Raw genomic sequence first — 23,896 nt, forward strand, 5'->3', positions numbered from 1 at the left:
AATATGAATTCAAATGATCAGGCGAGTATTGAGATTGATGTATTCTACTTGCTAAGAAAACTTTGGAGTAAGAAATTTTTTATCATTTTCATTGCTTTAGTTGTAGGAACAGTTGCTTTACTTGGTAGTATTTTTCTGATAAAGCCTAAGTACACGTCAACAACTCGTATTTATGTTGTTAGCAAAACTGCTGATAATATTACCAGTCAAGATTTACAAGCTGGTTCTTATCTTGTTAACGATTACAAAGAAGTGATTACGTCAAGTGAGGTGTTATCTTCTGTCATTGATCAACAAAAACTGCCTCTTTCAACCAGTGAGTTGTCAGATATGATTACAGTTGATATCCCAACAGATACACGTGTCATTTCAATTTCTGTGGAAGATACGGATGGCCAAGAAGCCGCCGATATTGCTAACGCTGTCCGTGAAATTGCTGCTGAAAAGATTAAAGCTGTTACAAAAGTAGATGACGTGACAACCTTAGAAGCTGCAGCTACGCCTAAACATCCTTCATCTCCTAACGTTAAGAAAAATCTTGCTTTAGGGATACTTGTTGGTGGGGTTCTAGCTGTTATTGTTATTCTTGTAGTTGAAGTGCTTGATGATCGTGTCCGTCGTCCAGAAGATATCGAAGACGTGCTTGGTATGACTCTTCTAGGAGTTGTACCAGATATTGATAAAATGTAAGGAGAAAGATTGTAATGCCACAATTAGAATTAGTGAGAGCTAAAGCTCAAATGGTAAAATCTATGGAAGAATATTACAATTCTATCCGTACCAATGTTCAGTTTAGTGGACGTGATTTAAAAGTGATTACGCTAACGTCTGCTCAGGCAGGTGAAGGCAAATCGACCACATCGGTTAATCTTGCTATCTCATTTGCGCGTGCAGGTTTTCGCACTCTTTTGATTGATGCAGATACACGCAATTCAGTTATGTCAGGTACATTTAAGTCTAATGAACGTTATCAAGGCTTGACAAGTTTCTTGTCTGGAAATGCAGAACTGTCAGATGTTATTTGTGATACAACAATTGATAATTTAATGATTATTCCTGCTGGGCAAGTCCCACCAAACCCCACATCATTGATTCAAAACGATAATTTTAAGGTAATGATTGAAACCGTGCGTGGTCTTTACGATTATGTGATTATTGATACACCCCCTCTTGGCCTGGTTATTGATGCAGCTATCTTAGCGCATTACTCAGATGCTAGTCTAGTTGTGGCAAAAGCAGGAGTTGATAAACGCCGTACCATTACGAAACTAAAAGAACAACTAGAACAAAGTGGCTCTATTTTCCTTGGTGTTATTTTAAATAAATATGATATTCACTTAGATAATTATGGGGCATATGGTAGTTATGGCGGTTATGGTACCTATGGAGCAAAAGAAGAGAAGTCTAAGAAAGGGAAAGGTAGGCGGAGAAAGTAGTTTTAGGTTAACTAAGTGTACAAATTATAGTGGGGACTATTATGAATAAGTTAAATAGAAATAAGAAACGTTTTGTTTTAATATGCACTGATTTATTGATGTTGTTTGTCGCAGTGCTGATAGCAATGCTATTTATGATGGGTTTTGCCAGTATTAGTTTAAGTCAGATAATGATTTCCTACCTTGTAGTGATAATTGTTTATCTTGTGTCAGCGAGTAGATTTAAAATTTTTTCAGTTTTAAACCGTTTTACAGACTATAGAGTGTTACTTTATTTAGTTATATCTCTTATTATTTCTTATAGTTTATTAGTGATCTTTGTGACAGCTGTCTACGGTAGAGAAAATTATAGTTATCGTTTTTTGTTACTTTCTTTCTTGTTTTCTACTTTGTTTGTAATAACACCAAGACTTTTATGGCGTGAGATAAATAGTCATAGTAAAGGGACAAGTAAAGATGGAAAAAAAGTCAGAACATTAGTCGTAGGTGCTGGAAAAGGCGGTTCTATTTTTGTTAAAACTATTTTAAATTCAGATTCAAACATTGAGATTGTTGGTTTTGTAGATGATGATTCGAATAAGCATGGTAGTTATTTGCATGGTGTCAAAGTGCTGGGAGACCACAAAGCCATTCCCAATTTGGTGTCTGACTATGCTATCGAACAAGTTACAATTGCGATTCCGTCTTTACTAGGGAAGGATCGTGAAAAAATTATTGAGACTTGTAATCAGTGCGGTGTCCGTGTTAACAGTATGCCCAACATAGAGGATGTTATTGTAGGTAAAGTTTCTACTCAAAATTTACGTGAAATTGACATTGCGGATCTTCTAGGGCGAGAAGAAATCGAATTAAATCAGACAAATTTAGGAGAATTTTTCCGAGAAAAAACTGTTCTTGTGACTGGAGCAGGTGGATCTATTGGTTCAGAAATTTGTCGTCAAGTTTCAAATTTCAAGCCTAAAAAGTTGTTACTTTTAGGACACGGAGAAAATTCTATTTATTTAATTCATCGAGAACTTCTACAAAAATATGGTCGGGAAATTGAAATTATTCCAATTATTGCAGATATTCAAGATAGAGATTTGATTTTTAATCTCTTGAAAGACTACCGTCCTAACTATGTTTATCATGCAGCAGCACATAAACATGTGCCATTGATGGAGTATAATCCCAAAGAGGCTGTCAAAAATAATATTTTTGGAACAAAAAATGTCGCTGAAGCAGCATTGGAAGCTGGTGTTGAGAAGTGTGTTATGATTTCGACAGATAAAGCAGTTAACCCAACAAATGTAATGGGGGCTACCAAACGAGTAGCAGAGACGATTGTGACAGGACTTAACGGTAAAGGGAAGACAAAATTTGTTGCCGTTCGTTTTGGGAATGTTCTTGGTAGTCGTGGTTCGGTTGTACCTGTCTTTAAAGAGCAGGTTGCAAAAGGTGGCCCGCTAACTGTAACCGATTTCCGTATGACACGTTACTTTATGACAATTCCAGAAGCAAGTCGACTAGTTATTCAAGCGGGCTACCAAGCAAAAGGTGGTGAAGTTTTTGTTCTTGATATGGGCGAACCTGTCAAGATTGTAGACTTAGCTAAAAAAATAATTAAGTTGAGTGGTCATACCGAAGAGGAAATTGGTATTGTTGAGTCTGGCATTCGTCCAGGAGAAAAGTTATATGAGGAACTTTTATCATCAGATGAACGTGTTAGTGAGCAAGTTCATGAAAAAATCTTTATTGGAAAAGTCACACCAAAACCGGCTGAGGAAGTCGACAGTTTCATCTCAACTTTATTAAGTACAGACAATAAAACTTTGAAAAATAAACTTATCGAATTTGCAAAACAGGAGTAGAGAATGGAATCTTTTGAAACGAGAGTATGGTTATCATCACCAACAATGCATGGCGATGAAATGAAATATATGCAAGAAGCCTATGACACTAATTGGATGACAACTGCTGGATCTAATATCAATGCTCTTGAACGGTTACTACAAGAGTATACTCATAGTGAACAAGCTGTCGCCTTGTCTTCTGGAACTTCTGCTCTCCACCTTGCTATGAAATTAGCAGGAGTTAAAAGTGGAGATTATGTATTTTGTTCGGATATGACATTTTCAGCTACTGTAAATCCAGTAACATATGAAGGTGGTATTCCAATCTTTATTGATTCGGAGCAAGATACATGGAATATGGATCCAAAAGCCTTGGAAAAAGCTTTTGAGCTTTATCCAGAAGTAAAAGTTGTTGTGCTAGTTCATCTTTATGGTGTGCCAGCGAAAACGGATGATATTAAAAATATCTGTGACAAACATGGTGCTGTGTTGATTGAAGATGCAGCAGAATCACTTGGAGCGACCTATAAAGGTAAGCAAACAGGAACCTTAGGAGATTACGCAGTCGTCTCTTTTAATGGTAATAAAATTATCACGGGTTCTAGTGGTGGAGCCTTGTTAACGCATGATGTGCATTCGGCTAACAAAGTACGAAAATGGTCTACTCAGGCACGTGAACAAGCTGCTTGGTATCAGCACGAAGAGATTGGTTATAATTACCGTATGAGCAATGTGATTGCTGGTGTGGTGCGTGGACAAATGCCTTATTTGGATGAACATATTGCACAGAAAAAAGCTATTTATGAGCGATATAAAGAAGGATTGAAAGATTTATCAATCCAAATGAATCCTTTTGATGAAATAAACAGTGTACCAAATTACTGGTTGTCATGCCTGACAATCAATCCAGAAGCTATGACTAAGCAAGTACGTTCAGACAATGATGTCCTATATATAAGCGAAAAAGGAAAGACAACTCCATCTGAAATTCTTGACACCCTTACGTCGATAAATGCAGAGGGACGACCAATTTGGAAACCGATGCATTTACAACCAATTTTCCGAATGAACCCATTTGTTACCGCAAACGGTAATGGACGTGCACAGACAAATGCTTATATTGTAGAAGAATATTCAGATGTTGCCACAGATATCTTCAACCGTGGATTGTGTCTGCCGAGTGATATCAAGATGACGATTGAAGAACAAGAGAAAATTATTGAGGTGATCCGTAGTTGTTTCAATTAGAAGGTGATATGAAAAAGAACGTTTATATAAGCTATATCAAAAGATTATTAGATATAGTCTTATCGGGGCTAGCCTTGATTGTACTTAGTCCTCTCATGCTAATCGTTGCAATCCTAGTTAGGATAAAACTAGGATCGCCAATAATTTTTACACAAAAACGTCCCGGCAAGAACGAAAGCATATTCTCCATGTATAAGTTTCGTACGATGACTAGCGAAGTTGATGAAAATGGAGAATTACTACCAGATGAAGTCAGATTAACGAAGTTTGGTAAGCTATTACGTTCGACAAGTTTAGATGAATTACCAGAACTTTGGAATATCTTTATTGGTGACATGAGTATTATTGGTCCAAGACCATTGTTGGTTAGAGATATGGTCTTTATGACTGATGCTCAGAGAAAAAGGCATTTGGTGCGTCCGGGGCTAAGTGGCTTGGCTCAAGTCAATGGGCGAAACGCTATTAGTTGGGAAAAAAAATTATCTTTTGATATAGAGTATATATCAGATATCACTTTTATTAGTGACTTGTCTTTGATTTTACAGACGGTAAAAAAAGTGTTTCAACGTGCGGATATTACAAGGGAAGGTACCGACTCCGATATGGACTTTGGGGATTACTTGTTGCAAAACGGTAATATCAGTCTCGAAGAATATCGTAAGAAACAAGAGGAAGCTAAAAATTTATTGATAAGAGGTTAAATAGATATGAAAGATTTAGTCTCAATAATTACACCATCTTATAATACAGCGAACTTTATTGGAAAAACGATTGAGTCAGTCTTGGAGCAAACTTATCAAAATTGGGAAATGATTATTGTAGATGATTGCTCGCAAGACAATACTGATGAGGTTGTTCAGCAGTATCTAGTTGATGAACGCATTAGGTACATCAAAAATGAAGTCAATTCTGGTGCAGCTCTTTCTAGAAATCGAGCCTTAAAAGAAGCAAGAGGGAGATGGATAGCTTTTCTTGATTCAGATGATTTATGGTCACCAAATAAACTGGAAAAGCAGGTAGCATTCATGGCAAAAAACGGCTATCATTTTTCTTATACCAATTATGAAGAAATTGATAGTGATGGGCAACCAACAGGAGTCAACGTTACAGGACCAAAGAGCATTAGTAAAACAGGAATGTTTAATTATTGTTGGCCCGGTTGTCTGACGGTGATGTATGACGCAGATTATATTGGCTTAGTTCAGATAAAAGATATCAAAAAAAATAATGACTATGCCATGTGGTTGAAAATATCTCAGAAAGCAGAATGCTGGTTGTTAGATGAGACCTTAGCGAAATATCGCAAAAGAATGGGTTCAATCAGTAGACAGAGTATCAGAACGATGATTGGTTGGCATTATAAATTGTGGTGCGAAGTTGAAGAAAAAAATCCCAGTATTAGTTTTTATTTGACAGTAAAAAATTTATTGTTTGGTTTTATGAAAAAAATACTATATAGAAAGGTAATTAACGGATAAATGGAAAGAAACAGCGTTGCGTATAAACTACGCAGAAAAGGGCAAGCAATAGCATTTACTTTATTAAGTCATGAAACATTATCTAAATTATATTATAGAATATGTTTGCATAAGAAACTAAACTTAAAGAATCCTAAAACATTTAATGAAAAATTACAGTGGTATAAACTTTATTATTGTGCAGATAACCAATTGATCGTTGATTGTACTGATAAGTATCATGTAAGAGACTATTTAGTTAATAAAGGTTATCAAAATTTATTGACTGGTCTTCTAGGGGTATGGGATAATGCAGAAGATATTGATTGGGAATCATTGCCCAATCAATTTGTAATGAAGTGTACGCATGGGTGTGCATATAATATTATTTGTACTGATAAAACAACGTTTGATTTTGCTAAAGCAACAAAACAGTTAAATAACTGGTTGAGAGAAGATTTCTCGACATTCAATGTTGAACTTCATTATGGAAAAGTAAAACCCAAAATAATCTGTGAAGAATTTCTTGGAGAGGCAATTACTGACTATAAGTTCTTTTGTTTTAATGGAAATCCAGAGTTTTTTTATGTATCAACTGATTTGGTAAATGATCGTCAGGCGGAAATGGCTTTTTTTGATATGGATGGTTCAAAAATTCCACTAGTTAGAGAAGATTACAAGGATATTGGAGAAGTAATTTTTCCAGATTATTTAAATGATATGATTGAGGTATCAAAAAAACTCTCTAGCGACTTTCCTTTTGTGAGAGTTGACTTCTTTATTACGAATGACTCATTTAAATTTGCAGAGTTGACTTTTACCCCAGGAGCAGGGATGATACCGATTAATCCAATAGAATATGATATAGAATGGGGTAAAAAATTTAAACTACCTAAGCATGATTATCAATATGGAAGGATGTAAGAATAGTGAAGAGAGTTTCAATAGTAGGGCATTTTGGAGGTAGTGAGACATTTACAGATGGCCAAACAGTCAAAACAAAGACCCTGTATCAGGAATTATCAAAAAAGACCAAGTCTATCTATATCGTGGATACTTTTTACAAGAATAAGAATCCGATGAAACTCATTTTTCAGATATTTGTTTCTTTACTTACTTCAAAGAATATCATCATCCTTTTATCTGGGAATGGTATGAAAGTTTTCTTCCCAATTTATTCTTTCTGTGCAAAGTATTTGAAAAAAAATATTTATCACGATGTCATTGGTGGAAATCTAGTAGGATACATTGATAATAATCCTAAGTTTCTCACCTACTTAAATCATTTTAAGTATAATTTTGTTGAAACGAATCAGATGAAAGACACTCTAATTACCAAAGGAGTGACGAATGTATTGGTTATTCCAAATTTTAGAATAATGGAGCCAATCTCTTTAAAAGAAGTCGCTCAAAATAGGGCTGTTTATGAATTTTGTACATTTTCAAGAGTGACCAAAGAAAAAGGGATTTTAGACGCTATTGATGCGATTGAGGCATTTAATGCCAAGCACTCTAATAAAAAATGCACCCTAGATATATATGGTTCCATTAGTAGTGACTTTCAAGATGAATTAACAAAAAAACTTTCGGAAACTTCAGCGGCTATTCAATACAAGGGAGAAGTGCCGTCTTCAAAAGCAACTAATGTTATATCTAAATATTACGGTCTATTGTTTCCAACTTATTGGGAGGGTGAGGGAAGTGCAGGAACAATCATTGAAAGTTTTTTTGCAGGTGTTCCTGTGATAGCTACTGACTGGAAGCATAATAGTGAGATGATTACTCATTTTCAAAATGGGGTCATTTATCCTACAGAAGAGATTTCTTCTCTTTTAGATGGAGTAGAGTGGCTCGTGGATAATGAAAAAAATATGCTTTCGTTAAAAGAAAATTGTATAGCGACATCGAGATATTATATGCCCGATATTCATATAGAAAAGATTTGTCAATTATTGGAGTGAGAAAAATGGATAGTCATAGAATTGAATTTTTTGGATTACCAGGATGTGGGAAGACCTTTCTTGTTGAAAAAATAACTAGTATAGATAGAAAGACATTGTCGCAAAAAGCAACAAATAAATATCTACAAATGATAAAAAAACTTTCTAAGTTTTCTCCGACCTCTCTCTATTATAAGTTTCGTCTACGTAAGATACTAGCCAATAGTACTAAACATCACAAATACCATGATACCAATTGGAATGATATGCTAGATAGTATTGTATTGGTAGCTAGTGCTTACAAGATGAGAGCAGGTGGAAAAGGAGTGCTAGATGAGGGCATTGTCCAAAGAACCATCTCTTTTGCTATCAATTACGATTTAGGTGGACAGACCATTATTAAAATACTTGAGAGTTTTGAGAGCCTATTTCAGACCACAGATGTTATTTTTATTGAAATTTCAAGTGAAGAGGCGTTCAAATCTATCAAAGAACGCAATCGTAAAGAATCGAAAATGGATTTTTTTAGCGATGAAACGTTATTGGATTATTTAAAGGACTATGAAGTCGTTTGTAAGGAGATTGCAGAGCATTTTCATTTTAAGACACTACATAAAAACGACTTCGGACAGTTCATTGAGGAGAGAAAAATTAGATGATTTCATTTGTTATCCTACATTATCAGGCATTGGAAGAAACCTTAGATTGTATCAAGACAATAAAGGGTAAGGTACCTTCAACCAAAAAAATAATCATTGTAGACAACGCTTCTCCAAATGGTTCAGGACAGAAACTTTTAGAGTTATTTACTGAAGATTCAGAAGTCGAAGTTATCCTCTCTCAAGAAAATTTGGGATTTGCTAGAGGCAATAACTTGGGGTATCAAAAAGCGAAAGAAGATCAACCAGACTTTATCGTTGTGATGAATAATGATGTCTTTTTAACTCAGCACAATTTTTTAGAACTCGTAGAAGAAAGTTATCGCAAGTACCACTTTGATGTACTAGGACCAGATATTTATTCAACGAAAACATCTTTGCACCAAAACCCCCAACGTGAGAGCAATTACACATTGTCTGAATTGACACGTATGCATAGGAAATTGGTGTTTAAAAATAGATTTAAGTTTTTATTGAAATTAAAATACCTATTTAGAAAAACACCTGACGATTCTGGAACTCAAGAATTAGACTATGAAAAGGTGCAATTCGACAAACCCTTACATGGTGCAATCTATATTTTTTCGCGTCGATTTATTGAGCAAAATGACGATTGTTTTTATCCGAAAACGTTTATGTATTTTGAATCTTACATTCTACACTATTTGGGTATGAAAGAGAAGATGGTTTTTATCTACGATCCAACGATTAAGGTGACTCATCATGAGGATGTATCCACAAACCAAAGTTATCAAGGCATGTACAAAAAAGTTATTTTTGTCAATCAGTGTTTGCTTGATTCGTGTCATGCTTTTATTCAGTTGATGAAAGGCGAATAGAAAGTTGAGTTTCTTATATATTCTTTTAATAGCCTTAATAGCCTTACTTTTTCTCGCTTATATTTTGTCTGGAAGAGATGTCCTGTCCCCTAGTGTCACAATGGTCTTGATGTTTATTTTAGGGACACTTTTTACCATACCTAACATTGAAAGTTGGAAGATTGATTATAGTATTGAAGCTGGTCTATTAACCATTTCAGGGATATTAGTGTTTATTTGCGTGGAATGTTTTAGTCGAGTTCTGTTTATGAGTCAAAAAAATCGATTAGATGTACATCAACCAGTTGTAGATAGTTTAACTCCCATACCTACTCGGACGACAAAACTATTGCTCTTAATCTCTCTCAACGCACTTATTCTCCTTATTTATTTTCTTAAAATTCGGGCTATCGTTGGTGGTGGAGATGTTGCAGCAATATTTCAGAAGTATCGTTATCTTGGTATTGATAAATTAGCTGGAAAAAATGTTGAAACGGTCGGTGGCTGGATAAACTATTTCTTGAAAATTGTAGAGGCTAGTGGTCTTATTTCGGGTTATATTTTGCTTAGAAATCTTATTTGTAAAAGCAAGGCAACAAGTAGGGTAGGCTTATTGTTACTGTTAGTCATGTCTATCCTACCAAATACTTTTGCGGCCGGTAGAACGCAATTATTAAAATTGATGAGTGCCTTAATCATCTATTACTATATATTATGGCATCAAAAATATGGCTGGAATAAGATCCTAACGTTAAAAATACTTAGTATTGGTGTGTCTTCTTTGCTAGTAGGGATTCCAACCTTTTATTATGGTCTTAAATTGCTAGGAAGAGAGACTGCAAGAGGTATCTTTGACTATGTGGCAGATTATTTGGGAAGTGGGATCGTTCTTTTTTCTGAGTATGTGAAAAATCCTGTTCCTAGAGATGTCTGGGGAGAAGAATCCTTATACAGTGTCGTAAAAATCCTTCACTTTTTAGGCTTGAGTGAGCCATCAACATCCTATAATATGGAGTTTAGACGACTAGGAATTGGCTATAGTAATGTCTATTCGTTTTTCAGACGTCCCTTGCATGACTTTGGCGTGCTAGGGATGTATCTCTTTGTCGGTTGTATTGCAGTTTTTTTCGCCTATATGTATTATAGGAAAATAAAAGGGAACACAAACTTGAATTCTACTACTTATTGGACTCTGGTTTACGGCTATTTCTTCTATTGGATCATTTCATCGCCTATTATTCAATATAGTGTAAACTATGTTTCTGTAGGAACAGTTACGTTTTTGATTATTTTGTTGTTGCTCTTTGACTTTTTGACTAAAGACAGGATTAAATTAAAGTTAGGTGGTTTAAAATGATATGAGTGTACGCTCCTTAAAAGTGAATGCCCTTCTCAATTTTGTCAAACAATTGATGACCATTGTTTTTCCTCTAGTATCATTTCCATACGTGTCAAGGGTTTTAGGAAGTTCAGAATTTGGTAAGTACAATATTGCGTCATCATTAGTAAGTTATTTTTCATTGTTGGCTTTATTTGGAATAACAAATTATGCTGTCAGAGAAGGGGCACGAATACGGGATAATCAAGAAGAAATCTCTCGTTTTGCTTCTCAAATGTTTTCCATCAATCTGATAACGACAACAATATCTTATGTTATCTTGTTTCTGATTGTTTCTTTAAGCCAAAAATTTCAACCCTATTCAACCTTGATTCTGATACAAAGTTTATGCTTGATGATGAATCTTATAGGGCAGGATTGGCTTAATACGGTATTTGAAGATTTCCTTTATATTACATTAAGATATATTGTGCTTCAAGTATTTGCCTTAGGAGCTATTTTTGCTTTTGTCCGAACAGAACATGATACTGCTATCTATTGTTTGATCATGGTTTTAGCTTCATATGGTGGCAATATCATCAACCTATTTCATCTTAGAAAGTATGTAGACGTTAGATTCACTTGGAATGTCCCATTTCGGAAAGTAGCTCTACCATTATTGATTTTATTTATCAACTCGCTCGCTGTTATTATTTATGTCAACTCAGATATCACTATATTAGGTTTATTTAAAGATGATTCCGTTGTAGGGGTGTATAGCTTTGCTTCAAAACTATATAATATTATTAAGCAACTAATCAACGCAACGATTCTTGTTTTTGTCCCTAGATTAACGGTTTATTATATTTCGGATCATAATCGATATGGTAAATTGATATCTATTATCATCAATTTGTTGGTATTATTAGTCATACCAATGTCTGTCGCATTGTCGATTTTAAGTCCCAAAATTATCTGGGTTGCTGGAGGAAATCAGTATATTTCCGGTAGCACATCCTTTAGTATTCTTATTTTTTCAATAATATTTGCCCTAATATCTTCAGTTTATACAAATTGTATATTGATTATCAGCAGAAATGAAAAAAAGATATTGGTAGCTACAAGTGTTTCTGCTCTGGTTAATGTGATTGGAAATATTATTTTTATCCCTTTTATTGGCATGATTGGTGCCGCATTAACAACACTAGTATCAGAACTATTAAATTTAGCGATTCAACAATACTATGCTCATCAATTTATAACCTACAAATTCTTTAATAGATTGGTTGTTCTTTTAGCTGTAGTTGGTGGGCTTATTGCCACAGTCGTTTCGTTGGTAATGACACAGTTTATCACTACTTACTCGCTCATATCGGTTGTCGCTATGCTAGCAACAACGATGGTGCTGATTGTTAGTCTATATGGTTTGGTGCTGTTCTTCTTTAGAGCTCGATTACGGAAAATATTTAGATGATCCGTTAAAAAATAAACCCGTGGTTTTAGTTAAGGTCATGTATCTGACCTTAACTAAAACCACGGGTTAAGTGTATTGTTTAATCTCTTCTAAAAATATCTCGTGTGTAGACTTTTTCTTTGACGTCATCCAATTCAGTATTATAGCGGTTAGCAATGATGCTTTGACTTAATTTTTTAAATTGGTTGAGGTTATTAACGACTTTTGACCCAAAGAAAGTTGTTCCGTTTTCAAGAGTTGGTTCATAGATAATAACGGTCGCTCCTTTGGCTTTGATACGTTTCATAACACCTTGAATAGAGCTTTGACGGAAGTTGTCGGAATGGCTTTTCATGGTAAGGCGATAAACACCGATAACAGTTTCTTTTTCATTTTGTGGTGAATAGTTGTCGTTATCTGAATAAGCATAATAACCAGCTAGTTTAAGCACTTGGTCTGCAATGAAATCTTTGCGGGTACGATTTGACTCAACAATCGCACTCATCATATTTTGTGGCACATCATTGTAGTTGGCTAGAAGTTGTTTGGTATCTTTTGGTAAGCAATAGCCACCGTAACCAAATGAAGGGTTATTGTAGTGTGTACCGATACGTGGGTCTAAACCAACACCATTGATGATTGCTTGGGTGTCTAATCCTTTTAGTTCGGCATAAGTATCCAACTCGTTGAAATAAGACACACGAAGTGCAAGATAAGTATTGGCAAATAGTTTAACCGCTTCAGCTTCTGTGAAGCCCATGAAGAGAACGTCAATGTCATCTTTTTCAGCATCGTCTTGAAGCAATTGCGCAAAAGTATGTGCAGCAGATGTCAACTCTTTGTTGTCCTTATCAGTAGAAACGATGATACGGCTTGGATAAAGGTTGTCATACAAGGCTTTTGATTCACGTAAAAATTCAGGGCTAAAAATAATTTTATCTGTATTGAATTTTTGACGAACGGCATCTGTAAAGCCGACAGGAATTGTTGATTTAATAACCATAATGGCATCTTTATTGACTGAAAGCACTTGCTCAATAACAGATTCTACGGCGCTAGTATCAAAATAATTTTTTTCGCTATCATAGTTAGTTGGAGCAGCGATAACCACAAAATCAGCCTTTTTGTAAGCAGCATCTCCATCGGTTGTTGCAACTAAATCGAGTTCTTTCTCTGCTAAGTATTTTTCAATATACTCATCTTGAATGGGTGATTTTTTATTGTTGATCAGTTCAACTTTTTTTGGGACAATGTCAACAGCAGTCACAGAGTTATGTTGTGCAAGAAGAGTGGCGATAGATAATCCCACGTATCCAGTTCCCGCTACAGCAATATTATAGGAACGGTCCAATTTTTGTTTCTTTTCTTTTGTTTCTGTAAATAAATCAGCAATATCAAAAGAGATAATCTTGGCCAATGATTCTATCTGAGTGATAGAAGGGATATGCTCTTCTTGCTCAATTTTGCTTAGAATAGAGCGGTTGATCCCACTTTCAGCGGCCAAGGTTTCCTGAGATACTTTGTTTTCTTTACGGTAATCTAAAATAAGCTTCGCTAAAGTAGCTGACGAAAAAGTTTTCATTGAATTCCTCCTAACAAAATTATACTCTTTTTTGTTTCTTAAAACAACTGAAAATAAGGATAAATAACATATGCTTTGATATTATGTTGTTAGTAGTAACTAAAAGTTCTTTAGATAGCGAATCAGCAGTAAAGGTACTTCATACTTTGCTTTTCGGAGAGTGGACTATGGTTGAAAAAGAAATGTTACAACTCGGAAATAGTCGATGAGAAGAGTTAAAAGGTAAATAGTTGACTTATAGCTCTAAGTTCGTTAATATACAGTTATGATTAAGACTTAGCAAACGCCTCTTAATAATGCGTACCAGTGCTAAGTCGTTTTTTTTATAGGCTCTTTGTCAACTGTAATGGGTGGCAAAGTTAAACTCTAGCGAGAACAAATGATGTTCTTGCTTTTTTGATATTCAAAATGAAGTAAATGTGTTTTTTAAAGTCGTCAAAGTTCCTGTAACCAAAACGTTGTGTTTGATGAGTTTGTTAGTAGCTTCTAGTTTGGCATCCGAATAGTGAAGTTATCAGATGAATAAGAGTTTGAAATATGACATTCCAAACTCTTACTTTGCTCTCTTTATTCTGAAAAAATATTAGTTAATGTCTCAAAAGTTGGTGTTTTAAGAAGTAGATCTTGTTTGTCTTTTGAACCGATAAAATCAAGCATTTGTTCATAAATCGTTTGAATTTTTTCGGTATCTTCGGATTTCACAGCAAATAAGAAGATAAATTTTATCGATTGATGTTTATCCCAATTAATCCCCTTGGGATTAATGACGGTAAAGACACAACTTTTTAAGACACTATCTCCAATAGGGTGAGGTAGTGCAATGTTATCACCTATGATAGTTGAAGAAATTTTTTCTCTTTCATAAATATCATTTAAGAAATCATCGCTAACGTATCCTTGCTTTTTTAGTATCGTATTTATAGTAAACAATATATCATCCTTTGACATTTTTTTGTTGAAATATAGAAATCTTTCTTTAGAAAATAGGTTACCATCATTTTGTGTTTTTTCTAAAGTTTTAAGAAATTGATTAATTTTAGTCATTGAATAGTCTAAATCATTGATATTGATATAAATAAGATTATCTGCTAAAGTTTGATTTGGAATTGTTGAGATAACGAGATCAAAATTGTGATAGTGTTGTTCTCGATTAAAATTCGAATACGAAAATTTGGAGATTTTAGAAAATATATTTGGCAACAGTCGTCGTATTTTAGATTCAATAATAGAACTAAAAGTCTTGCCGCTTCCACAGATAATTGCTAATGATAGTTCGTGGTTATTGGATTCCATATTTCGTTCAATGGCATTAGCTAAATGGAGAGCAATGTAGGATATTTCATCCTCTGAAAAATGTATATTATACTGTTTGACAACTTCTTGACAGCAAGCCACGGATAATTCAAAGGCGTAAGGAAAATTATTTTTGATTGTATCTAGTATAGGATTAGAACGCTTGCCTTCTATGGTTTGGATGCTCAAAAAGAGTTTTATATGTTCAAGGAGATTAGTTTTTAATTTACAATCTGTTAGCCAATCAGCATTGGTTAATTCTGAAAGAATATCATAGATGGTGATTGTAATTTTTTCTGCAAGTTCTTGATTATTTGAAATAGTGTGATCGTCGATATAGTTTGGGAAATTTTCTGCAATTAGAAATTGAAAGTAATTCTTTTCAAAAATTGTTATGTGAATTTGAAATTGATTTTCTAAATCGGTTATAAATTTTTCAACAATTTCATTAATTGTTGTGTTTAACTGTATGTTTTGCTTAAATTGTTGAATATTATTATTGGATTTTATTCGACTAATGGCTAAAAAAATACCAGTGAATAAGTTTCGGTAAAAATAATCGGAATCTGTTTTTATACTATCTTTAAAGTACTTATTGAAAATAGTAGAGAATGTATCGTAATTAATGTTGTTACAAAAATCTTTTTCAATAGTTGATTTTGCTGTGATGTAGTTTGAAAAGTCTTCTTTAAATATTAAATCAATTATAGCTTTTCGCTTATCTTGTTCGAGTCCATTAACGATATAACCAAGATTACTTTTATTAACGAGTTTCAGATTATAGGAAGAAAAGTGATTCTTTAAGGTACGAAAATCACTATAAAGGGTATTTTGGCTGATAAAAAGAATAGACTGCAAATAGTCTTGAGAAATATAATTATCAGTAGTAAGAAATTTCCGTACAAGATATTTAAGCCTTGAATCAGATGAAGTGAATAAAAAAGTACCACTGTCTTGGTTTGTCCAAAATTTATCAAATTTTTCTTTATCAATATAGTTGATAACATATCCCTTTTTTCGAATTAAAGTAATAGTTGCTCCATTCTCAGTGATATAGTCATTAATTGTATGGATATCAGAACGGATAGTTCTATCTGAAACACCACAAAACGAACTTAATTCATTAATATGAATGGGTTCGTTTTTTTGTATTAGTAGATTTAATATATTATCTAATCTTTGGAAGTCAAATATACTCATACCTTCTTCTCCTTATATCATCTTTATTTTAGCACAAAACAAATGAATGATTTTTTACTATTTTTCCAAAAAGAAGTTGAAATAGATAAAAATAATTTTTTCCATTTTTCCAGAAATAATTGGAAAAAGCAATTAGTGACAGCGCTGTCAACGAATGATATGATATAGCTGTAAACGAAAAGAGGTGTTTGAAATGAAATTTGACAAAGAAAATATTCTTTTGAATGTTAATGTCAAAGACAAGAAAGACTTATTTGCCTATATTGCAAGATATGCAAAAAAGAAGCGGATTATTGATGATGAGCAATTATTGATTAAAGCATTTACTAATAGAGAATCAGAAGTTTCGACAGGTTTACAGAACTCATTTGCTATTCCTCACGCTAAAGCAGATTGCATAATGAAGCCCACTGTTCTTTATTTGAAATTACTTCATCCAATTGAGTGGGAGACTTTTGATGACAAACCGGTCCAAAATATTTTTGCATTATTAGTTCCAACTAAACATGAAGGAACTTTACATTTGGAAATGATTAGCAGAATTGCAACTTCTCTTTTGGATGATGAATTTATTATGATAGTTAAGAACTCATCAAATATAGATGAACTAGAAAAAACAATCATTAGTGCAATGAAGGGAGATAATTAATATGAAAATTGTCGGAATTACATCATGCCCAGCAGGGCTAGCTCACACTCCTATGGCAGCAAAAGCTTTAGAAAAAGCTGGACCTAAGCTAGGTCATACCGTTAGAATTGAACAACAAGGTTCAATGGGGCAAATCAACAAATTAACACCACAGGAAATTGCTGATGCAGATTTTGTTTTACTTGCTACAGATCAAAAAATTGTAGGTGAAGAGCGTTTTGAAGGGAAGAAAAAAATTCGAGTGAATATCTCAACATGCATTAAAGCACCTGAAGCAGTGTTAAAAAAATGCATTCAAGCGGTTAGTTAGTAATAAAATGAAGGAGGAGTTAAGATGAAAAAATTTTTAAACGATGCCAAAGGACATCTGATGACTGGTATTAGTTATGCTTTACCATTGATTATAGGAGCGTCTTTGGTTATCGCGGTACCTAAGTTAATCGGTTTAGCAATGGGACATACCAGTTTAGATGGTTTTGCTGAAACTAATGGTTTTGAACACTACCTTTATTTGACAGAACAAGTTGGATGGACAGGCATTGGTCTATTAAATACAGTATTAGCAGGTTTTATTGCATATTCTATTGGCGATAAAGCTGCAATTGGTGCAGGTTTAATAGGTGGTGCTCTTGCATCTAATTCAAATGCTGGTTTTCTTGGGGCTATGGTAGCTGGATTTGTTGCTGGCTATATGGTAGTTTGGGCTAAGAAGACGGTTAAGGTTCCCGAAAAATACAGTAGTGTTTTACCATTGATTGTTTTTCCGTTCTTTGCAACTTTTGCGGTAGCTATAGTTATGGGAGTCATTCTTGCAGGTCCACTTAGTTGGATTAATACAAGTTTAGTCGCTTGGATTAAAGCGATGATTGAAAATGATGTTAATAAAGTACTTCTTGCCATGATAATGGGGGCTATGATTGGTACAGATTTAGGTGGTCCTATTAATAAAGCTGCTTGGATGGCTGGAAATGTTCTTCTTGCAGAAGGAATTTATTTGCCAGCAATTATTGTAAATGTTGCAATTTGTGCAGTTCCTCTTGGATATGCATTTGCTTCATTGTTCCATAAAGATAAATTAAGTGATGAACTTAGAGATGCTTCACGTAATAATTGGGTTATGGGATTTATTGGAATTACAGAAGGTGCCATTCCATTTACAATGGTTAGCCTCAAACTTGTTCCTATTAATATGATTGGCGGTGCAATTGCATCTGGATTAGGAATTCTATTTGGAATGTATGCTAAAATGCCTCCTGTTGGTGGAATTTATGGATTTATTACAGTTGGGAATGGTTGGGCTTATCTCGTGGGGATGTTTATAGGTGCAGCTTTCATTGGATTTGTTGCTCCGTTGATTGTCAACTTTAAAGATTCTGATGATGTTGAAGATGTTGATATAGACGACATTGAAATTAGCTTTGAATAATATTATAGGGCACATATATGTGCTCTTTATTTCTAGAAAGTAGAGAATAATATGAAGAAAACAGTACATGTAGTTCCACATTCTCATTGGGATAGAGAATGGTATTTTACAACAAGTCGTTCAAAAATTTATTTAATGAATAACTTAAAAAGAGTTATTTCATTATTACAGGGAGATAATGGATATAACCGTTATACCCTAGATGGTCAAGTTTCCTTATTAGATGATTACTTGGCTTGGTGCCCTGAAGATAAAGAAGTTATCAGGGAGTTAGTACAGGAGGGAAAATTGATTATTGGTCCATGGTACACACAAACGGATCAGATGGTTATTTCTGGTGAAAGTATTGTTCGAAATTTACTTTATGGTATAAATATATCGAAAAAATTTGGAAAGCATATGAATGTAGGCTATGTTCCAGATTCGTTTGGGCAATCTGCTGCTATGCCACAGATTTATAAAGAATTTGGCATTGATGATACCTTATTTTGGCGTGGCGTTAGTGATGAGGATACTCATAAAACTGAGTTTAAATGGCGAGGAGAGGATGGTTCAACAGTAAATGCTTATCAGATTCAAGCTGGATATTATATCGGTGGGGATATTCCTGAAGAGGCAGAAAATCTTAAAAATTATTTGCATAATGAACCTTTTAAAAGTTTGTGGGAAAGAAGTAGTACGAATCAGGTCCTCTTTCCAAACGGATTTGATCAAGCTCCTGCACGTGAAAATTTAACTGATATTTTAGGTAAAATGCAAAAGTTTTATGCAGGGGAGTATGAATTTAAAATTTCTACTTACTCGGATTATATACGTAAAGTTAAAGAACAACATCCAGAATTAGAAGAAATAGCTGGGGAACTTTTGAACGGAAAACTAATGCGGATTCATAAATCAATATACTCTTCTAGATCTGATTTAAAGAAGTTAAATACACAAGTTCAGAATTATATTGTTAATATATTAGAACCATTACTTTCTCTTTCGCAATCTTTAGGATTTGACTATCCTGTGGAGGTAGTTAAGGAAATTTGGAAATTAATGTTTGAAAATGCTGCTCATGATTCAATTGGTTCGTGTGTATCAGATACAACCAATGAAGATGTTTATTTAAGATACAAAAAAGCGCGTGATTTGGCTGAAAATTTAGCTGAATTGAAAATGCGTGAGATTGTTATGCGAATTGAGAGCGATGAAGCAATAACGGCAACTGTTTTCAATCTTTCTGGTCGTAAAAAAGAAGGAGTGATAGAAACAATATTTTATACTCCACAACTTGACTTTGCAATAAAAGATAAAGAAGGCAAACAATATCAATATACGGTGACTTCTATCGAAGATCAAACTGATTATATTTTAGGACAAGGTAATGTTTTAGATTCTACAAAGATTTATAAACCAGATAAAATATACAAGGTGGCGATAGCGATTAGTTTTGATAGTTTACCAACATTTGGCTACAAGAGTTTCTACTTGGATTTAGGAGGGAATAGTCATGATAAACTAGAGGAGAATTTAGCTAGCAGAATTGAAAACGAATTTTATAGTATTACTGTTAATGCAAATAATACTCTAGATATACTTGATAAAAAAAGCGGTAAGCTTTATCAAAACCAAGGAATAATTCAAGAAAATGGTGATGCAGGAGATTCGTTCAATTATTCTCCACCTAGAGAGGATCTGATAATTAATTCTTTTGAGTTTTGCCCTAAGGTGGAAGTTAAAACTTCTAAGGTTATCAGTAAAATGACATTATCTTATCAGTTTAAGGTTCCAAAAAACTTAGAAAAACGTGCATGTGGGATTAAAGATACCCACTTACCAATACAACTATCAGTAGTATTAAAATCTAAATCTCCTATTATAGAATTCTACTTCAAGGTTGATAACCGTTTTGTGGATAGTCACCGTATGTGTGTTTTATTTAATAGTGAAATTGCTTCAAAATTTTCACTAGCTGATCATCAGTTTGGAACGATTAAACGTCCTATTGTCCGAAAAGAAATGAAACTTTGGAAGACGGAGCCAGATAAGTGGAACGAGGTCCCAATTTCTATTGAAACTTGTCAGTCATTCGTGGGACTAGATAATGATATTCGAGGAGTCGCTGTAATTCCAAAAGGTGTCAGAGAATATGAAGTTATTGGTTCGAAGTATGATACCATCCGATTAACATTATTTAGAACGTATGGATATATGGGGAAAGAAAATCTTTTATACCGTCCAGGAAGAGCCTCAGGAGAAACTGTTATTGCCACGCCAGATGCTCAATGTCATAAAGAAATGACGTTTGCTTTTTCAGTCATATATTACCAAGGAAATATGAATACATATGGATTAGCAGAAGTGGTTAATGAATATTTGAAGGAGTTTCAAATTTATCAATATGCTGATTATTTAAATACTCGTTTACGGTTTACACAGTTTAGTGTTCCTAAAACTCTTAGTCAAAAATATTCATTATTAAATATTAAGGGAGATGCTATTTTAAGTATTGTAAAGAAAGCAGAAGAGCGCCCGGGTTATATTCTCAGATTCTATAACGGAAATTATAAACAGACATGTAGTGGAGAAGTTGAATTTTATGAACAACCTAAAACTATTGAGTGTGTAGATTTAAAGGAGGAAATCAAGCAAAAACTAGAAATAACAGGTAGAAAAGTTGTTATTCCGAATTTGACTCATAATAAGTTTGTAACATTATATGTAGAGTTTTAAAATCATATTTCAATCATTAGATTTTATGTCTAATTTTTGGTGGTATCGTCCACGTGGGGGATTCCTTTTGTAGGATTTATATTTTCTTCCCCATCGTTCGTTTTTTATCTTTCTTTGCTAACTGTCTCCTCTTTTTCGTTGCTCTTTTGCCTCGCATATGTTATATTAATAGTAGTGGATTGTAACGAAACTGTAATATTAATAGATAAAGGTAAGTGGTGGAAGTGATGGAAAATACTAATTCAAATAATCATCGATTGTTGATTCAGAAGCTGCTTGTTAGTATTCATTACTTGACACTTTTCAGAGATGAGATTGTTTTGGTTGAAAAGACTCCGTCATTGTTGGGGGCGTCTTTTTCGCCTTATGTAGTTCAATCAGAGTTGGGTGAAATTTTAGCGGCTGTTGATGCGCTTTCTAAGCAAGAAAAATTGATTAAATCAACGTTTTGGTATGATGAAGCATCTTTTAGATTGATGAATCACTCTTTGGATATTGTCGGTAATTGGATTCGTGGGATTGATAATGTTTTAGAAATCTGTGAGTCAAAATCTGTTTTTCAAGCGATTCTTGGTGATAAGCGCCAGCGTGTTTTTGGCGTGCTGATTGATGTTTTTACTTCAATTCGAATTACCAATTTATCAATCAAGGAAGAATCAGAATACCCTATTTTAGTTGACCCTTTGCAAGCGGTAGAATATCAAAAAAGGGAAACGAAAAAAGCCGAATTATTGGCTAAAATTGATGCCTTGACCCCTAGAAAATCAGAACAGAGTCTTGAAGTTGATAAAGATGTCCAAGATGTCCCTATCCTTGAGAATAAAGAAGCTGAGCTTGCAGCTGAACCGCAATCAGTTGAGCCAGTGGTTGACGAGGAAGAACCGTCTGATGATGTTGAAGAAGAGGTTGCTGGTGTTCAATCTGAAGTTGAGGATGCTACCGAATTGGTAGTTAAGGTCGAAGAAGAGTCTAAAGAGATAGAGAGTATATCTCATGCTCCTCTTGCTACGCTTCTTGATGAGGAAGAATCAGAGCTGGAGCTTACCGAAATTAGTCGTGAGGCTGCTATCAAGCAATTCCGTCATTATCTTTTTGACCATAAAGGGATGATTTACGTTGCAGATGCTCAGGATGATTTAAAACGTGAAATCAAATTTTACAATGCATTTGATCGTTTTGAGGGTGCTTTTGATGAAATATCAGATATTCTAGTTCTTATGGAAAAAATCTTAGAAGATCTGGAAGAACGTGACGAAGAAACATTTGATGATGAAGGAAACTTAACGAGTGAGCCAACAGAACCAATTTATCTTCTTATCTACGGGCAAAATCTATTAATGGAAGATAGTCGCTTTGAAAGTCTCTTATTAGAACTTCAGCACTTTTCAAATCGTTCAGATTTACACATTTCAGCCTACAAAGCTTATGAATAAAAGTAAAAGAAGGTCACTTTGACCTGCCCCCCAAAAGTTAGACAACAAATCTAACTTTTGGGGTGTTTTTCTATGAAATTAAGTTATGAAGATAAAATTGAAATCTATCGCTTACGACAATCTGGTTGGACATGGCCTAAAATCAGTCAAACATTTAATATTAGTAAGTATAACCTTCAATACATGGTCCGCCTTATTGATATACACGGATTGGAAAGTGTTTGTAAAAGGAAAAATAGGTATTATTCTCCTGAACTAAAGCAGGAAATCATAAACGAAGTTCTGATGAAAGGTAGGTCTCAGCTAGAGGTTTCTCTAGATTATGGATTACCAAATAAGGGAATGCTTCCTAATTGGATAGCGCAATACAAGAAAAACGGGTATACTATTCTTGAGAAATCAAGAGGGAGACCTGTAAAGATGGGACGCAAACCAAAGAAAAAACTTGAAGAAATGACTGAATTAGAGCGTCTTCAATATGAAAATGAGTACCTTAGAGCGGAGAGTGCCGTACTAAAAAAGTTGAGAGAACTCCGATTGAGGGACGAAGCAAGGCTCAAAGAGCAACAGAAATCATTCAAGGACTAATCAATGTATTTGATTTAAGAATCCTACTTAATATTTTGAAGCTGTCTCGATCAACCTACTATTATCAGGTTAAACGTCTAACCCAGGTAGATAAAAACAAAGAATTAAAAGAAGCTATTCAAGATATTTATTCTGAGAACAAAGGGAGATATGGTTACCGTAGAATTCACCTCGAACTTAAAAATCGAGGCTATAAAGTTAACCATAAGAAAGTTCAACGTCTGATGACAGAACTTGGTTTGAAAGCTAGAATCCGTGCGAAACGTCGCTATAACTCTTATAAAGGTGAGGTGGGCAAGAAAGCTGATAATCTCATTAAGCGTCAATTTAAAGCTGCCCAACCACTTAAGAAGTGTTATACCGATGTAACAGAGTTTTCAATTCCTGCTAGTGATCAAAAATTGTATCTATCACCAGTTCTTGATGGCTTTAACAGTGAGATTATTGCATATAATTTATCTACCTCGCCAAACTTACAACAACTTAAAACGATGCTTTCCGAGGCTTTTCCTGAACAAACTTATCAGGGCACTATTTTACATAGTGACCAAGGATGGCAATATCAACACACTTACTACCATCATTTTCTTGAGGAGCATGGAATGAGACCGTCCATGTCGCGTAAAGGAAATAGCTTAGACAACGGCATGATGGAATCTTTCTTTGGAACATTGAAGACAGAAATGTTTTATGGGTTTGAGAAGGAATTTACTTCCCTCGAAACATTGAAAACAGCTATTTCAGAATATATCAACTACTACAACACTAAACGAATCAAACTTACATTAAAAGGACTAAGTCCTGTGCAATACAGAACTCAATCCTTAACTTAAATATTTAGTCTAA

General features: G+C 34.3%; 20 protein-coding genes and 1 pseudogene. 18 read left to right on the forward strand and 3 right to left on the reverse strand.

Annotation, left to right across the window (positions count from 1 at the left end; translation table 11 throughout):
* Positions 1-3 precede the first annotated feature (3 nt).
* Genes CCC20_RS10470 through CCC20_RS10525 form a run of 12 tightly spaced genes read left to right on the forward strand, consistent with a single transcriptional unit; the run spans position 4 to position 12,182 of the window.
* Entirely contained in the window at positions 4-690 is a 687-nt protein-coding gene (locus CCC20_RS10470; RefSeq protein ID WP_013851735.1) for a Wzz/FepE/Etk N-terminal domain-containing protein, read from the forward strand.
* A gap of 14 nt (positions 691-704) precedes the next feature.
* Positions 705-1,436 (forward strand): tyrosine-protein kinase, encoded by a 732-nt coding sequence (locus CCC20_RS10475; protein WP_013851736.1) that lies wholly within the window; start codon positions 705-707, stop codon positions 1,434-1,436.
* A gap of 41 nt (positions 1,437-1,477) precedes the next feature.
* A complete protein-coding gene (locus CCC20_RS10480) occupies positions 1,478-3,286 on the forward strand; it encodes a polysaccharide biosynthesis protein (RefSeq protein ID WP_043910168.1) in 1,809 nt (602 codons plus the stop codon).
* Positions 3,287-3,289: 3 nt separating this feature from the next.
* Positions 3,290-4,516, forward strand: coding sequence for a DegT/DnrJ/EryC1/StrS family aminotransferase (locus CCC20_RS10485; protein WP_048791277.1), 1,227 nt, complete (start codon positions 3,290-3,292; stop codon positions 4,514-4,516).
* 8 nt (positions 4,517-4,524) lie between these two features.
* Entirely contained in the window at positions 4,525-5,217 is a 693-nt protein-coding gene (locus CCC20_RS10490) for a sugar transferase (RefSeq protein ID WP_043910388.1), read from the forward strand.
* A 6-nt stretch (positions 5,218-5,223) separates the two neighbouring features.
* The gene (locus CCC20_RS10495) at positions 5,224-5,994 is read left to right on the forward strand and encodes a glycosyltransferase family 2 protein (RefSeq protein ID WP_013851740.1); all 771 of its coding nucleotides are present in this window, start codon (positions 5,224-5,226) and stop codon (positions 5,992-5,994) included.
* Positions 5,995-6,897 carry an ATP-grasp fold amidoligase family protein gene (locus tag CCC20_RS10500; protein WP_287180210.1) on the forward strand — a complete coding sequence of 301 codons (903 nt, stop codon included), beginning with the start codon at positions 5,995-5,997 and terminating at the stop codon, positions 6,895-6,897.
* A gap of 5 nt (positions 6,898-6,902) precedes the next feature.
* Positions 6,903-7,934 carry a glycosyltransferase family 4 protein gene (locus CCC20_RS10505; protein WP_013851742.1) on the forward strand — a complete coding sequence of 344 codons (1,032 nt, stop codon included), beginning with the start codon at positions 6,903-6,905 and terminating at the stop codon, positions 7,932-7,934.
* A 5-nt stretch (positions 7,935-7,939) separates the two neighbouring features.
* Positions 7,940-8,572 (forward strand): AAA family ATPase, encoded by a 633-nt coding sequence (locus CCC20_RS10510; protein WP_013851743.1) that lies wholly within the window; start codon positions 7,940-7,942, stop codon positions 8,570-8,572.
* Positions 8,569-9,411 (forward strand): glycosyltransferase family 2 protein, encoded by an 843-nt coding sequence (locus CCC20_RS10515; RefSeq protein ID WP_013851744.1) that lies wholly within the window; start codon positions 8,569-8,571, stop codon positions 9,409-9,411. Before CCC20_RS10510 ends, CCC20_RS10515 begins: the two co-directional genes overlap by 4 nt.
* 4 nt (positions 9,412-9,415) lie before the next feature.
* Positions 9,416-10,747 carry an O-antigen polymerase gene (locus tag CCC20_RS10520; RefSeq protein WP_013851745.1) on the forward strand — a complete coding sequence of 444 codons (1,332 nt, stop codon included), beginning with the start codon at positions 9,416-9,418 and terminating at the stop codon, positions 10,745-10,747.
* A gap of 1 nt (position 10,748) precedes the next feature.
* On the forward strand, positions 10,749-12,182 hold the full coding sequence (locus CCC20_RS10525; RefSeq protein WP_013851746.1) for a flippase: 1,434 nt from the start codon (positions 10,749-10,751) through the stop codon (positions 12,180-12,182).
* Positions 12,183-12,261: 79 nt separating this feature from the next.
* On the opposite strand, the gene CCC20_RS10530 is transcribed toward CCC20_RS10525, so the two are convergent.
* The 3 genes and pseudogenes from CCC20_RS10530 to CCC20_RS10540 all read right to left on the reverse strand — a co-directional run bounded on the left by CCC20_RS10530 (position 12,262) and on the right by CCC20_RS10540 (position 16,236).
* Positions 12,262-13,743, reverse strand: coding sequence for a nucleotide sugar dehydrogenase (locus tag CCC20_RS10530; protein WP_048791278.1), 1,482 nt, complete (start codon positions 13,741-13,743; stop codon positions 12,262-12,264).
* 359 nt (positions 13,744-14,102) lie between these two features.
* Positions 14,103-14,254: pseudogene (locus CCC20_RS10535) on the reverse strand (ISL3 family transposase); the annotation flags it as partial.
* A 56-nt stretch (positions 14,255-14,310) separates the two neighbouring features.
* Positions 14,311-16,236 (reverse strand): BglG family transcription antiterminator, encoded by a 1,926-nt coding sequence (locus CCC20_RS10540; protein WP_287180216.1) that lies wholly within the window; start codon positions 16,234-16,236, stop codon positions 14,311-14,313.
* Between the two features lie 193 nt (positions 16,237-16,429).
* Between CCC20_RS10540 and CCC20_RS10545 the strand changes: the two genes are divergently transcribed.
* The 6 genes from CCC20_RS10545 to CCC20_RS10570 all read left to right on the forward strand — a co-directional run bounded on the left by CCC20_RS10545 (position 16,430) and on the right by CCC20_RS10570 (position 23,883).
* On the forward strand, positions 16,430-16,885 hold the full coding sequence (locus tag CCC20_RS10545; RefSeq protein ID WP_013851749.1) for a PTS sugar transporter subunit IIA: 456 nt from the start codon (positions 16,430-16,432) through the stop codon (positions 16,883-16,885).
* Position 16,886: 1 nt separating this feature from the next.
* The gene (locus CCC20_RS10550) at positions 16,887-17,195 is read left to right on the forward strand and encodes a PTS fructose transporter subunit IIB (protein ID WP_003064512.1); all 309 of its coding nucleotides are present in this window, start codon (positions 16,887-16,889) and stop codon (positions 17,193-17,195) included.
* 24 nt (positions 17,196-17,219) lie between these two features.
* The gene (locus CCC20_RS10555; RefSeq protein ID WP_013851750.1) at positions 17,220-18,311 is read left to right on the forward strand and encodes a PTS fructose transporter subunit IIC; all 1,092 of its coding nucleotides are present in this window, start codon (positions 17,220-17,222) and stop codon (positions 18,309-18,311) included.
* Between the two features lie 51 nt (positions 18,312-18,362).
* A complete protein-coding gene (mngB, locus tag CCC20_RS10560) occupies positions 18,363-21,029 on the forward strand; it encodes a mannosylglycerate hydrolase (protein ID WP_013851751.1) in 2,667 nt (888 codons plus the stop codon).
* Positions 21,030-21,256: 227 nt separating this feature from the next.
* Positions 21,257-22,462, forward strand: coding sequence for a hypothetical protein (locus tag CCC20_RS10565; protein ID WP_013851752.1), 1,206 nt, complete (start codon positions 21,257-21,259; stop codon positions 22,460-22,462).
* Between the two features lie 72 nt (positions 22,463-22,534).
* A protein-coding gene (locus tag CCC20_RS10570) for an IS3 family transposase (protein ID WP_285394395.1) occupies positions 22,535-23,883 on the forward strand; the annotation gives its coding sequence in 2 pieces (ribosomal slippage) (positions 22,535-22,976 and positions 22,976-23,883; 1,350 coding nt in all).
* Positions 23,884-23,896 lie beyond the last annotated feature (13 nt).

It is taken from the genome of Streptococcus sp. LMAG:39 (genome assembly GCF_008680485.1).
In the GTDB taxonomy this organism is placed as follows: Bacteria; Bacillota; Bacilli; order Lactobacillales; family Streptococcaceae; genus Streptococcus; species Streptococcus pasteurianus.

Coding starts and splice junctions, on each gene's coding strand:
- CCC20_RS10475 (WP_013851736.1), top strand. CDS start 705: ATGCCACAATTAGAATTAGTGAGAGCTAAAGCTCAAATGGTAAAATCT.
- CCC20_RS10565 (WP_013851752.1), top strand. CDS start 21,257: ATGGAAAATACTAATTCAAATAATCATCGATTGTTGATTCAGAAGCTG.
- CCC20_RS10540 (WP_287180216.1), bottom strand. CDS start 16,236: ATGAGTATATTTGACTTCCAAAGATTAGATAATATATTAAATCTACTA.
- CCC20_RS10545 (WP_013851749.1), top strand. CDS start 16,430: ATGAAATTTGACAAAGAAAATATTCTTTTGAATGTTAATGTCAAAGAC.
- CCC20_RS10515 (WP_013851744.1), top strand. CDS start 8,569: ATGATTTCATTTGTTATCCTACATTATCAGGCATTGGAAGAAACCTTA.
- CCC20_RS10525 (WP_013851746.1), top strand. CDS start 10,749: ATGAGTGTACGCTCCTTAAAAGTGAATGCCCTTCTCAATTTTGTCAAA.
- CCC20_RS10485 (WP_048791277.1), top strand. CDS start 3,290: ATGGAATCTTTTGAAACGAGAGTATGGTTATCATCACCAACAATGCAT.
- CCC20_RS10530 (WP_048791278.1), bottom strand. CDS start 13,743: ATGAAAACTTTTTCGTCAGCTACTTTAGCGAAGCTTATTTTAGATTAC.
- CCC20_RS10480 (WP_043910168.1), top strand. CDS start 1,478: ATGAATAAGTTAAATAGAAATAAGAAACGTTTTGTTTTAATATGCACT.
- CCC20_RS10555 (WP_013851750.1), top strand. CDS start 17,220: ATGAAAAAATTTTTAAACGATGCCAAAGGACATCTGATGACTGGTATT.
- CCC20_RS10470 (WP_013851735.1), top strand. CDS start 4: ATGAATTCAAATGATCAGGCGAGTATTGAGATTGATGTATTCTACTTG.
- CCC20_RS10490 (WP_043910388.1), top strand. CDS start 4,525: ATGAAAAAGAACGTTTATATAAGCTATATCAAAAGATTATTAGATATA.
- CCC20_RS10510 (WP_013851743.1), top strand. CDS start 7,940: ATGGATAGTCATAGAATTGAATTTTTTGGATTACCAGGATGTGGGAAG.
- mngB (WP_013851751.1), top strand. CDS start 18,363: ATGAAGAAAACAGTACATGTAGTTCCACATTCTCATTGGGATAGAGAA.
- CCC20_RS10495 (WP_013851740.1), top strand. CDS start 5,224: ATGAAAGATTTAGTCTCAATAATTACACCATCTTATAATACAGCGAAC.
- CCC20_RS10550 (WP_003064512.1), top strand. CDS start 16,887: ATGAAAATTGTCGGAATTACATCATGCCCAGCAGGGCTAGCTCACACT.
- CCC20_RS10500 (WP_287180210.1), top strand. CDS start 5,995: ATGGAAAGAAACAGCGTTGCGTATAAACTACGCAGAAAAGGGCAAGCA.